Origin of the sequence: Chitinophaga barathri, from assembly GCF_003807585.1 — a bacterium.
Taxonomy (GTDB): domain Bacteria; phylum Bacteroidota; class Bacteroidia; order Chitinophagales; family Chitinophagaceae; genus Chitinophaga; species Chitinophaga barathri.
In genome coordinates this window covers 358442-370286 of the sequence record NZ_RMBX01000008.1, presented here as the reverse complement: position 1 = coordinate 370286, position 11845 = coordinate 358442, and the positions used below count along the sequence as shown (strand labels likewise).

Sequence of the window (11845 nt, the reverse complement as noted above, 5' to 3'; positions counted from 1 at the left end):
CCTAAAAAGCCCCTTTTTTACTTTCTTCCTCCAGGTCTAAAAGGAAATCGGCATCATCTTCATGGATGAGGCTGCTGTGCGGCAGTACGAATGTATGAACGGAACGATTGGACCCTCTCACATACCAGATCATCAGGCCCACTACCAGCCAGCGGCCGATGCATTTCGGCATCATCGCTGTAATGCTTTGTGCGTTCAGCTGACCAAATAACAAGCTTACCCCGGCTTCGTCTGCCAGTACAAATATTTCCTGCGAGATCAGAACGATCATAAACACAGTGGGGAAAATATCACGGGTCTTAAAAAACAGCAATATCATAAACCCCGTGGCGGTGATCAGGAAAGTATTGAGGACGATCTCAAGCACAATTACTACTTTCAGCACCCACACCTGGCTTTCCTCAAATCTGCTCCCAAGGCTTCCCCAGAAATCCGGCCCCCAGACATCCATCACGTAGAGGCTGTATATGATCATCACCAGCCGGATGAAGAGGATCAACGCAATAATTATCATTCCTCCGCTGATCTTCCAGGGAACGTCCGTCGGGTATTTCGGCGGCAGCGAAAGCCTGAACACATAAAAAGCAACAATGGCAAATGCAGCAAAAGATACGAGTGTAATGAGCGAGGAGATAAGATTTAGTCCCGCGGCGGTCACAAAAACAGAACTCAGAACAGGCATAGGGAAAGTATTATCAGAATTCAACAGTCAGTGCATAAACGGCGAAAGTAGCCAGCCAGTGCTCACCGGCATAGTCCCCGCTGGCAACGTGCGGAAGGGCCGCCTTCAGGTGAAGGGTGGCCAGTTGGCGCACAGCTTCAGACTGGCTTCCACAATGTTTCGCAATACCGTAAAGGCACCATGCCCGGCTGAGATTAAGCCCGTCGAGATGTACAAGCTTGCCGTCGGAACGGTCGTTTACGGTAGTGACGGTAAATAACGGAGCGCCTTGCTCGAAAAGGCCCGGCAGGAATTCCCTCACCCACTTCCGGTAATCCTCCGCGGGTAAAATGCGCCACATCAGATCGGCTTCTTCAAGGCAGGGAGAAAGAAAATCATAACCGCCGGGCTCCCAGCTGGCCGGACAGTTTTTGTCGTTGACATAAAACCGCATGGCCGTATTCCTGATGGAAGACTGCAGCGCGGTGTCTCTTAAAGTGGCCGCATAATCCCAGGCCAGCCGCAGCCCGAAAGCGAGATTGGTATGTTCTCCCACGCGGATCGGGTAAGCGATCTTTTTCAGGAAATCGCGGTAAGCGTTACTGAAATAAAAAGCCATCGGCGCGAGATTATTGCGCAATTGTGCGGCCAGCGGATCATTCCAGGTCACCAGTTCCTGCTGCAGCTGCAGCAGCCAGCTCCAGCCGTAGATGCGCTCAAAGCCTTTGTTTTCCTTGTTGCGGAAAAGCTGTAATTCCTTGCGGATGTTGTCCTGCGATAAATTTTCCGCCAGCTTCTGCCGGATCATCAGGGCGTTCGGCAGCTGGGGGTACATCTTCAGCAGGCGTACCAGCATCCAGTGGCCATGCACGCTGCTGTGCCAGTCGTAGCAGCCATAAAAAGCGGGATGGTATGTTTTAGGCGATGTTAAGAAGGATGAATCGGTATATACGATGCCGGTCTTGTAGGGATATTCATGCTGCATACATTTCAGCGGCAAAGCCGAAAGATGCAGAGCACCTTCTGTGTTGAGGCGCAACTGTCCGTTTTTTTCCTCGTACAGCGGCATCTGCGCGAAGCCGTTCACGAAATAAAATAAACATAGCAGCAGGGATATTCCTTTCATAAGTATTTACCGGTTCAGTAAAAGTTTAACATAAAAAGACGGTTTGGTCAGTTTCTTACGAAGGTCTACTTCGTAGAACATGCTGGAGATCACATCCCGCAGCTGTTTGTTCCGCATGCCCATTTTCATGAGCCAGTTGAACAGGCGGGGGTATTTTACGAGTTGCTGCAGCTTGTAGCTCAGGTTCAGCTCGGGGCCTAAAACGCGGTATACGCTTTCATCATAAGCCATCATTACTTCTTCGCCAAAGTTACCCGCTTCAAGGCAGGCTGCTGCCTGTTTTGCAGCGATGGCGCCGCTGTAAATCGCGTTGCCGATGCCTTCCCCGGTGAACGGATCGATGATATAAGCGGCATCTCCCACCAGCATGTAACGGTTGCCGGAAAGCCGGCGTTTTTTTGAGCCCAGCGGCAGGCCGTAACCATCCAGGCTGCTGGTCATTTCTGCGTCGCGGAAACGTTCCGCGAAGACGGGATCCTGTTTTAATGTCTCGGTGAGCAACTGTTTCAGGTTCACTTTGCGGTCGCGCACGGCGTCGCTGAGCATGTCCATGCCTACGTTTGCCTCGCCGTTAGGCAGGGGGAATATCCAGAGGTAGCCGGGCAGCAGGTTTTTGAGGAAGTGCAGTTCGATAAAACTGTCGTCATGCGTACCTTTCACGCCTTTGTAATATGCCCTGATGCCTGCTGCATAATACTTCGGTTCCATGCGGATGCCGGCCACGTCTTTTGTAAAAGAGGAATGTGCGCCGTTGGCGATAATGAGCAGTTTGGCTTTTACGACAAAATCACCGGAGGAATTGCGTACGGTATAGCCGTCTTCTTCCAGTGAATATTTATCGACGGTGATGCCTTCGAACAGCTGCACATTAGGGCTGCGCTTCAGCTCGTCCACCATAAAATTATCGAAATGGATACGCTTGCACACAAAGCCCAGCGGCTCATCCGACTGTTTGTTGTAATTGGGTTTGTACGGCACATCCATGCTCTGGCGGCCGGGGGAAACGAAGGTGACGCCCCAGCTATCTTCTTTTTCAGCCAAGGCTCTCAGCCGTTCCGCAATCCCTTTATCAATCTTTTCAAGACCGGTGATCACTTTCCCGCTGAGCCCATCCCCGCACACTTTATCGCGGGGGAAAACGGCTTTGTCCACAACAACGCAGGGAATGCCCAACCTGTCCAATTGCAGCGCCGTGGTGGCGCCTCCGGGCCCTGCTCCGATTATACAAACTGAAGTGGTGATCATAGGGTGCCAAGATACGGAATCTGGTGCGAGGTGGAAATATATATCTTTGCCTAAAACCTGAAAATATGTTCGGAGACTTGTTCGGAAAGCTGCAGGAAGCGCAGCAGAAAATGAGCGACAGCAAAGAGCGCCTCAAACATATCACTGTAGAAGGCGAGGCCGGAAACGGGGCCGTAAAGGTACTGGTGACGGGCAACCGCGAGGTACAGAGCCTCGAGATCGATCCGGCGCTGCTGACGGCGGAAAAAAAGGAGGAGCTGGAAGACCTGGTGATCACGGCGCTGAACCGTGCCCTGAAAAATGCGGAGAACGCCTGGGAAAGCGAAATGAAAAATGTGGCTGGCGGCATGCTGGGCGGCATGGGGCTCCCGGGAATGTAAGGCATAAAAAAACCGGGCGGATCCGCCCGGTTTTATATCCTTTTGTCTTAATCTGAATAACTTAGCTAACCTCTTCCGCCTTCAGCATTTTTTGATACTTCTTCCTTTCTTCTTCGTCCAGGATGGTCTTGCGCATACGGATGTGGTTCGGTGTTACTTCGATGCACTCGTCCTGCTGGATGTACTCCATGCACTCTTCAAGCGTCATCAGTATTTTGGGCGCAATGTTGGCAGCACCATCGGTACCGCTCGCACGCATGTTGGTTAATTTTTTACCTTCATTGGGGTTCACCACAAGGTCACCGGGTTTGTTGTTTTCACCGATGATCATGCCTCTGTAAACCTCTTCTCCCGGATCCACGAAGAATGAACCTCTGTCCTGCAGTTTATCAAGGGAATAGCCGGTAGTGGTACCGCCTTCCTTGGCGCAGAGAACACCGTTGTTACGGCCGGGGATCGGGCCTTTCCAGGGTTTGTAGTCATTAAAACGGTGTGCCATTACAGCTTCACCGGCAGTGTTTGTCAGCATCTGCGTACGCAGGCCGATCAGGCCACGTGAAGGGATCTCGAATTCCAGGTGTTGCATTTCACCTTTGGTTTCCATGATCAGCATTTCACCCCTGCGGCGGGTTACGAGATCGATCACTTTAGAAGCAAATTCCTGCGGAACGTCTACCACCAGGGTTTCAAACGGTTCGCTTTTTTTGCCGTCGATGATCTTTGTGATTACCTGCGGCTGACCAACGGTCAGTTCATATCCTTCGCGGCGCATGGTTTCTACCAGTACACCCAGGTGAAGGATACCGCGGCCGTATACCATGAAGCTGTCCGCAGCTTCGGTATCGTGTACACGCAGTGCCAGGTTCTTCTCGGTTTCTTTCATCAGGCGGTCGCGCAGGTGACGGGAGGTCACGAACTTACCGTCTTTACCAAAGAAAGGAGAGTTGTTGATGCTGAACAGCATGTTCATGGTCGGTTCGTCCACGCTGATAACCGGTAATGCCTCAGGGTTTTCGAAATCAGCGATGGTATCGCCGATACCGAAATCTTCGATACCTACTACAGCGCAAATGTCACCGGCAATAACTTCCTGTACGCGTTTTTTACCGAGTGATTCGAATATATATAACTCGCGTACGCGGGTCTTTTTGATAGAACCGTCTACCTGCACGAGGCTGATAGGCTGGTTTTCGGCGATCTTGCCACGGGTCACTTTACCTACGGCGATACGGCCCAAGAAGGTAGAGTAATCGAGGGAAGTGATCTGCATCTGTAGGGTGCCTTCGTTTATTTTCGGCTCGGGAACGTGGGTGAGGATACCATCGAGCAGGGGGATAATGTCTTCACGGGGTTCCAGGGTATCGTTGAACCAGCCGTTTTTGCCGGAGCCGTAATAAGTGGGGAAGTTCAACTGATCTTCCGTGGCGTCCAGGTTAAAGAACAGTTCGAATACGGCGTCATGCACTTCATCAGGGCGGCAGTTGGCTTTATCCACCTTATTGATCACCACGATGGGTTTCAGGTTCAGCTGGAGAGCTTTCTGCAATACGAAGCGGGTCTGCGGCATGGGGCCTTCAAAGGCATCTACCAGCAGAATTACGCCATCGGCCATTTTTAATACGCGTTCTACCTCGCCACCGAAGTCGGCGTGGCCCGGGGTGTCTATCACGTTGATTTTTACTCCTTTGTATTCTACAGACACGTTTTTGCTGAGGATGGTGATACCACGTTCCTTTTCCAGGTCGTTGTTATCCATGATCAGTTCCCCGGTTTCCTGGTTGGCCCGGAATACGTTCGTAGAGTGGAGGATTTTATCAACCAGGGTAGTTTTACCGTGGTCTACGTGCGCAATGATCGCGATGTTTCTAATTTGCATGACAATGAGTGATTTAGCCGCATTTTGAAGTCGTTCCGGGGGATTATTTTTCCGGGCGGCTCCAAACGAAGGCGCAAAGGTACGAATAATACGGGGAATTCCCTGTAGGGATACCTTAAATAACTGTGAAATATCCCAATGCACCGGAATGATGCATTATTTGCTCAAAACCAACATGTTAGCGTTTAGTGTTGTTGCGAGAGGATGCCTGTAAGCGCTTCGTTCAACTGCCCGAAAGCCTGCTGGTTACCCGGGTTGTCCAGCGCGCGGGCGATATCCAGTTTTTCCCTGGGGGTAAGGTGGAGGCTCAGCGCGGCGGCTTTTTCAGCCTGCTGCGGCACATACTGGAATATCAGCCGCTTGAATTTTCCAGGGAAATAGGATTCTATATAATTAACAAGATGGTCCTGGTGGAAGTCCTGCATACTCATCCAGTTCGCCTGCATGGAAAAGAGCGGTTCAAAGATCAGGTCTCCAAGGTCTTTTTGCTGTTTGATGGGGCTTACGTCGTTTTTACGCGTGTCCCTGATCTGCATAAAGATCACCCCGCCGGTGTTTTCATTGATCCATTCGCGGAAGGTATACAGGAAGCGGACGCTCGTTTCCTGCCCGAAATTGTCACGGATGCCCGCGTCCATCACATCCACAATGGGATTGCTGGGGAGGAATACGTTGGGCAGCACATAAGGGAAAGTGGCGCTCATGCGGATGGCGCTGGTTACGCGGAGCTCATTCGCGTCCTGGTTCGCAAAAAACTGGTTGAAATCCACCCCGTCCACATCGCGTACAGCTCGGGTAGGATAACGGTAGTTCGCCGCGCAGAGATAACTCACCGGCTGGGGGCTCATAAAAAGCCTGCGCCCGTCCGAGTTGATCGTTGCGCACCAGATCAGCATCGGTATTTTGGCATCGTATTCCGGCTGCCGGTAGTCGCCGACGGTTTTGTTCAGAACATGATCGGTATTGATGTTCAGCTGCATTTCAAAGGCATAGCCGCGGTCCTTGGCGTACGAGTTTTTGCCGATATCAAAATGCCGGAACGGCGTGATAAAATCGTTTACCGCAAAGGAGCTGAATACAGAATTCAGCAGGTCCCGGGAGATCTTTTCGCAATAGATGCTGTCGTATAGCCTTGCTTTGCCTGGCATTTTCCCTTCCTGCTGGCGGAGATACAGCTCGCGGAAGTACGTGGCGCCCAGCATCCCGCCGGATGCGCCGGTCATCAGGAACGTATGTTTGAGGAGTTTGCCTTTCAGCAGGCTGTCGTACCGCTGCAATACGTTCATGGTCCAGGCGGCAGAGCGGCTGCCGCCGCCGCTGGTGTTGATGACGATTAGCGGTGGTTTGGAGCCGGCTGGAAATTTCGCTTTCCAGTTCTCCAGTATTTTGATCGTGTTTTTGCGGTCCGCTTCTGCCCGGGCTTCGGTGAAAAATTCCTGGAGACTGAGCACGCTGTATTCCGGGCGGTCTTTTTTGTCCAGGTAATTGAGGCCGTAGGCTTTGTTCCGGTTATCTATCCATTGGTTTTTCACCATCCAGTTCAGCCCCACAATGAGGGTGATCAGTACGGGTATAGCCCAGCTTTCCAGCAGGTAGGCATAAGCACCTGCCACGCCTATCAGGAACGCGAAAAAGATAAGTACGCTGGCGCCTGCGGGGATGCGGAAGGCGTTGTAGTCCATCAGGTAGGCCATGATCACGAGGAAGACCAGGGCCAGCCCGATCGTGATCATCGCGGCAAAGTGATGCTGGCGGAAGATATTGTCGAGGTAATGTTTGTTGTAATGGTCCACGTTCCTCGCGCGGCGTATGCGGAAGGGACTGGAAAAGTAGCTGTACACCGGCAGGGAGTTTTCGTCCCTTTCCTGGTTCGGTTTGAGCACAGTGCGGAGAAAATTACGCGGGTTGCCGAATTTTTTCATCAGCCGCCGCCCGATGTTTTTGTCCGCGTTGAAAAAATAAAAAAAAGAAAAAAAGATTACGGCGAGGTAACCACAGATAAAACCTTCAGCCAGCAAAAGGATATGCGGAACGCTGTTCAGCTCCTGCCAGCGCTGGTATTGCCAGCCGCGCCATAAAAGCATCAGCAGGAATGCGCCTGGGATAATGGAATTGTTCAGGCAGTACCTGGAAAAGGGCTGGGAGGTGGTGGCCAGGAACTTGAACCGGCCGCTGTGAAGGATAAAAGTGGTGATATTCCAGCTCATGGTAAAAATGGCGGCTGCTACGCCCGTCACCGTGGTGCTGTAGAAATTTACCTTTCCCATATATTCCGGGGCAAGGAAAAGCGCATCACCGCCAAACGTCTTTGCAAAGCCGCCGTTGATGGTGCTGAACAGAATTGCCCAGAAGATCAGCAAAACCTGGTACTTGCGAAAATGAAGCAGCAGCAGCTGAATAGGGAAGGAATAGAAAAATCTTAACCAGAATCTTTTCACCGCCTTAAATTAAGGCAAATATCCGCAATGTAAAATTAAAAATAAATTAAATGTGACCTCAGGGCCTTGTCACAAAGCGTCCCCAGATCATGACCATCAGCAGCGCCATGCCGGTGAACTGGTGTGCGAGGGCAAAACCGAGCGGAATTTTAATCCCGCTGTTCAGTACGGTGAGCACGCCTAAAAAAACCTGGAGTAGCACCACCAGCAAAGCCAGCGCCCTTACGGCGGCGAGCTGTGGCAGGCGGGCGGAGCGGAGGTACCAGACGGCGATCAGCAGGGTGAGCACATACGCGAGGGTTCGGTGTATGAACTGGATGGTGATCTGGTTGTGGGTAATATCCGCGAGGAAGCCGCCCTGGGAAAACATGCCGGACGGCACGAAGGCGCCATTGATGGAAGGCCAGGTGGTGGCGGCGAGTGCGGCGTGAAGGCCGGCCATAAAAGCGCCGTAGACCAGCTGGACCACCAGCAGCCCGAGTATCCAGCCGGAAAGTTTCCGCAGGCCCGGGGCCTGAACGATCCGGGAGGAGGGCATGCTCAGCTTCAGGGCGAACCAGAGCACGTACCACAGCAGCCCCAGTGCAGCGATAAAGTGGATGGCTAAACGAATGTGGGACACGTAAAGGTTTTCCTCGTTCAGCCCGCTTTTCACCATGATCCAGCCAATGAGGCCCTGGAGGCCGCCGAGGATAAAAAGCACGATCATCGGGTTGATCATACTGCGGTCTATCTTCTTTTTGATAATGAACCACACGAAGGGCACGAAAAATACGATACCGATCAGGCGGGCCCAGTTGCGGTGCAACCATTCCCAGAAATAGATCCATTTAAAATCGGAAAGGGTAAAGTGGCTGTTGATATATTTGGACTGGCCGATCTGCTGGTATTTTTCAAAAGCCGCCTGCCAGGCCACTTCATTCATGGGAGGAAGGGCGCCCAGGATGGGCTTCCATTCCGTAATGCTCAGGCCTGAGCCGGTGAGCCGCGTAATGCCGCCCAGTAGCACCTGTACAATGATCATGGCCACCCCGGTGAACAGCCAGATGACGATGGCCCGGTTTCCTTTATTTTGCTGCATTTCCATAAACCCTGCAAAAATAAGGGTTAATCCTGCCCGGGATAGATGATTTTTATCAATTCCCCGAATCATTCCGCCGGTTTTTGTAATTTTAGCGCCAACAAAATCAGTTAACTTGTTGCTGCCATACTATCAGGATGTACTTACAGAAGCGGGTTGCGATGAAGCCGGAAGAGGCTGCCTCGCGGGCCCTGTATTTGCGGCGGCGGTGATTTTGCCCAGGACTTTCCGGCACCCTTTGCTGAATGATTCCAAACAGCTGACGGAAGACGAAAGGAATGTATTACGGGTGGTGATAGAGCGGGAGGCGGTAGCCTATGCCGTGGCAAGCATCTGCAATGTGGAAATTGATAAGATCAATATCCTGAAAGCCTCATTCAAGGCGATGCACGAAGCTTTGGCACGATTATCGCTACAGCCCCAAATGTTACTCATTGATGGTAACCGTTTTCATCCCTATGGCGATATCCCGCATACCTGCATCATACAGGGCGACGGAAAATATGCATCCATAGCAGCAGCGTCTGTGCTGGCAAAAACTTACCGGGACGAATATATGCAGGGCCTGCACGAGCAGTACCCGCAATACGGATGGAAGGACAACAAGGGTTATCCTACCAGGCATCACCGGGATGCCATCCGGTCCCACGGCGACACGCCCTATCACCGCAGGACGTTCCGCTTGTTGCCAGACCAGCTCAGCCTGGACGACGAGGGAAAGTGGTAAAAAGGAACGAACCATGTTAAAGCAAACGCAACAACAGAAATTATTACAGAAGTTATCACCCCAGCAGATTCAGCTCATGAAACTGTTGCAGGTGCCTACTGCCAATCTGGAAGAAAGGATCAAAGAAGAACTGGAAGAAAACCCCGCCCTTGAGTACAGTGAAGACGGCCAGGAAGATGAGCTTTCCAAAGACAACAACGAAGAATTCGAAGCCGGCACGGAGGAAGAATTTGAACCGGACGGCAGCGAAAACGAATACGATAACATCGATATTTCCGAATACGTTTCCGAAGGCGATGATGAAATAGCGGATTACAAACTCCGGGACGACAACTACCCGGACCCCGACGAATCCCGCACCATCCCCGTTCGCGTGGAAACCACCTTTCACGACCACCTGCTCACCCAGCTGGGCCTCCAGACGCTGGACGACCGTGAGCGCCGCATCGCGGAGCAGATCATCGGCAGCATAGACGACGACGGGTATCTCCGCCGCGAAACCAGTGCCATCGTAGACGATCTTTCATTTTCACAGAATATACAGGCCGAGGAAGAAGAGATCAGGCAGCTGATCAAACTGATCCAGACCTTCGACCCCGCCGGCGTTTGCTGCGCGGATCTGAAGGAATGCCTGCTGCTGCAGCTGAAACGCAAGAACCCGGACGATCCCGGCATACTGACCGCCATCTCCATCCTCGAAAACTATTTCGACGAGTTCACCAAAAAACATTACGAAAAGATCCAGCGTTCCCTTAATCTTTCAGACGAGGACCTGCGCGAGGCCATCGGCCAGATCATCAAGCTCAATCCCAAGCCAGGCGGAAATTACAGCCTTATGAACAAAGCGGAGAGCTACGTAATCCCCGACTTCTTCATACTCAACAATAACGGCAAACTGGAACTGTCCCTCAACAGCAAAAACGCACCGGACCTGCGCATCTCCGAAGGTTACCGCGAAATGCTGAAGGAATACGACCGTGGTGACAAAAAAGACAAACGCCAGAAAGAAGCCGTACTGTTCATCAAACAGAAAATAGATGCCGCCAAATGGTTCATAGACGCCATCAAACAGCGCCAGCATACACTGCTGAGCACGATGGAAGCGATCATGAGCTACCAGCACGAGTTTTTCCTCACCGGCGACGAAACCACGATGAAACCCATGATCCTGAAGGACATTGCGGACATCACCCAGCTGGACATCTCTACCGTAAGCCGCGTGGCGAACAGTAAATATGTACAGACGGAGTTCGGTACTTTCAAACTGAAGTTTTTCTTCTCCGAATCACTCTCCACCGATAGCGGCGAAGAAGTGAGCACGCGCGAGGTGAAAAAGATATTGTCGGATATGATTGGCGGGGAAAACAAACGCAAACCCCTCAGCGACGAAAATCTCACCAAGATGCTGCAGGACAAAGGTTACAACATCGCACGCCGTACCGTGGCCAAATACCGCGAGCAGCTGAACATACCCGTTGCGCGTTTACGCAAGGAATTATAATCATTCAAATTTTCATGGAAGAGCAGAAATCGACCGTCACCTTTCCGCCCGCCTTACGGGCCTCCGCAACAGTATTTTCTTACCTGCTGCATCCCTTGTTCATTCCCCTGCTCATCACTTTTATGGTGGTAACGGCGCTGCCGGAATACTTTATGGTGTTCAAACACGACAGCATCAAATTCCCGTTTGACAAGCTGTATATCCGTGTAGGCGTAGGCAGTTTGTTGTTCCCGCTGCTGGCCGTGGTACTGTCCAAACTCCTGGGGTTTGTGAACAGTGTACAGCTGGAAGAGCGTACGGACCGGATCATCCCTTATGTAGCCACGACCATTTTTTATTTCTGGGCCTTTTATACTTTCAAGCGCCAGGGCATCAGTCCCGGTTTTTTTAACGCCTTCCTGCTGGGTATTTTTATCGCCGTGGTGATCTGTTTTGTGGCGAACAGCTTCGTGAAGATCAGCATGCATACGACCGGCTGGGGCGGGGTGCTGGGCTTCCTGATGGTATTGATGTGGGGTATGGGGATGAACGTGAGTGTGCCGCTGGCATTGGCCTTTGTGCTCACCGGGCTGGCGGCTACGGCAAGGCTTATACTAAAGGCACATACTCCCCAGGAGATCTACACCGGCCTGCTGGTGGGCATTCTTTCACAGGTGATCGCGTATGCTATTGTAGGCTAGGAGCGGAGTTCCCTCTTTTAAAAGATATTTTTTCACTGCGCACATCCCTTGCGTAAAGACAATGCACCTTTGTATTGTCCGTTGCGTGTTACCCCAATTTAAGTTTAAACACCTGATGCTATTGAAATTA

10 protein-coding genes are annotated in these 11845 nt (G+C 51.7%); 4 read left to right on the top strand and 6 right to left on the bottom strand.

Going from position 1 to position 11845, the window contains the following annotated elements; translation table 11 throughout:
• Position 1: 1 nt before the first annotated feature.
• Genes EG028_RS16670 through EG028_RS16660 form a run of 3 tightly spaced genes read right to left on the bottom strand, consistent with a single transcriptional unit; the run spans position 2 to position 3032 of the window.
• Entirely contained in the window at positions 2-682 is a 681-nt protein-coding gene (locus tag EG028_RS16670) for a DUF2569 family protein (RefSeq protein WP_120517681.1), read from the bottom strand.
• Positions 683-695: 13 nt separating this feature from the next.
• The gene (locus EG028_RS16665; protein ID WP_120517680.1) at positions 696-1787 is read right to left on the bottom strand and encodes a DUF2891 domain-containing protein; all 1092 of its coding nucleotides are present in this window, start codon (positions 1785-1787) and stop codon (positions 696-698) included.
• A gap of 6 nt (positions 1788-1793) precedes the next feature.
• Positions 1794-3032 (bottom strand): NAD(P)/FAD-dependent oxidoreductase, encoded by a 1239-nt coding sequence (locus EG028_RS16660; RefSeq protein ID WP_120517679.1) that lies wholly within the window; start codon positions 3030-3032, stop codon positions 1794-1796.
• A 65-nt stretch (positions 3033-3097) separates the two neighbouring features.
• Here EG028_RS16660 and EG028_RS16655 point away from each other — a divergent pair, with 65 nt between their 5' ends.
• On the top strand, positions 3098-3412 hold the full coding sequence (locus EG028_RS16655) for a YbaB/EbfC family nucleoid-associated protein (RefSeq protein ID WP_120517678.1): 315 nt from the start codon (positions 3098-3100) through the stop codon (positions 3410-3412).
• 61 nt (positions 3413-3473) lie between these two features.
• Here the strand turns inward: EG028_RS16655 and typA are convergent, their stop codons facing one another.
• The 3 genes from typA to EG028_RS16640 form a co-directional block, all read right to left on the bottom strand.
• On the bottom strand, positions 3474-5288 hold the full coding sequence (gene typA, locus EG028_RS16650; RefSeq protein WP_120517677.1) for a translational GTPase TypA: 1815 nt from the start codon (positions 5286-5288) through the stop codon (positions 3474-3476).
• A 185-nt stretch (positions 5289-5473) separates the two neighbouring features.
• Entirely contained in the window at positions 5474-7726 is a 2253-nt protein-coding gene (locus tag EG028_RS16645) for a patatin-like phospholipase family protein (RefSeq protein WP_120517676.1), read from the bottom strand.
• Positions 7727-7784: 58 nt separating this feature from the next.
• The gene (locus EG028_RS16640) at positions 7785-8813 is read right to left on the bottom strand and encodes a COX15/CtaA family protein (RefSeq protein WP_120517675.1); all 1029 of its coding nucleotides are present in this window, start codon (positions 8811-8813) and stop codon (positions 7785-7787) included.
• A 112-nt stretch (positions 8814-8925) separates the two neighbouring features.
• Between EG028_RS16640 and EG028_RS16635 the strand changes: the two genes are divergently transcribed.
• From EG028_RS16635 to EG028_RS16625, 3 genes are read left to right on the top strand one after another with little or no spacing between them, the layout of a single operon-like run.
• A complete protein-coding gene (locus EG028_RS16635; protein ID WP_241559162.1) occupies positions 8926-9534 on the top strand; it encodes a ribonuclease HII in 609 nt (202 codons plus the stop codon).
• Positions 9535-9547: 13 nt separating this feature from the next.
• A complete protein-coding gene (gene rpoN / locus EG028_RS16630; RefSeq protein WP_120517673.1) occupies positions 9548-11035 on the top strand; it encodes an RNA polymerase factor sigma-54 in 1488 nt (495 codons plus the stop codon).
• A gap of 14 nt (positions 11036-11049) precedes the next feature.
• Positions 11050-11715: a hypothetical protein gene (locus tag EG028_RS16625; RefSeq protein WP_120517672.1), complete on the top strand. Its 666-nt coding sequence runs from the start codon at positions 11050-11052 to the stop codon at positions 11713-11715.
• Positions 11716-11845: the final 130 nt, after the last annotated feature.

Excerpts from the sequence above, each read along its gene's own strand:
- EG028_RS16640 (WP_120517675.1), bottom strand. The coding sequence starts at position 8,813 with ATGGAAATGCAGCAAAATAAAGGAAACCGGGCCATCGTCATCTGGCTG.
- EG028_RS16670 (WP_120517681.1), bottom strand. The coding sequence starts at position 682 with ATGCCTGTTCTGAGTTCTGTTTTTGTGACCGCCGCGGGACTAAATCTT.
- EG028_RS16665 (WP_120517680.1), bottom strand. The coding sequence starts at position 1,787 with ATGAAAGGAATATCCCTGCTGCTATGTTTATTTTATTTCGTGAACGGC.
- EG028_RS16660 (WP_120517679.1), bottom strand. The coding sequence starts at position 3,032 with ATGATCACCACTTCAGTTTGTATAATCGGAGCAGGGCCCGGAGGCGCC.
- rpoN (WP_120517673.1), top strand. The coding sequence starts at position 9,548 with ATGTTAAAGCAAACGCAACAACAGAAATTATTACAGAAGTTATCACCC.
- EG028_RS16655 (WP_120517678.1), top strand. The coding sequence starts at position 3,098 with ATGTTCGGAGACTTGTTCGGAAAGCTGCAGGAAGCGCAGCAGAAAATG.
- typA (WP_120517677.1), bottom strand. The coding sequence starts at position 5,288 with ATGCAAATTAGAAACATCGCGATCATTGCGCACGTAGACCACGGTAAA.
- EG028_RS16625 (WP_120517672.1), top strand. The coding sequence starts at position 11,050 with ATGGAAGAGCAGAAATCGACCGTCACCTTTCCGCCCGCCTTACGGGCC.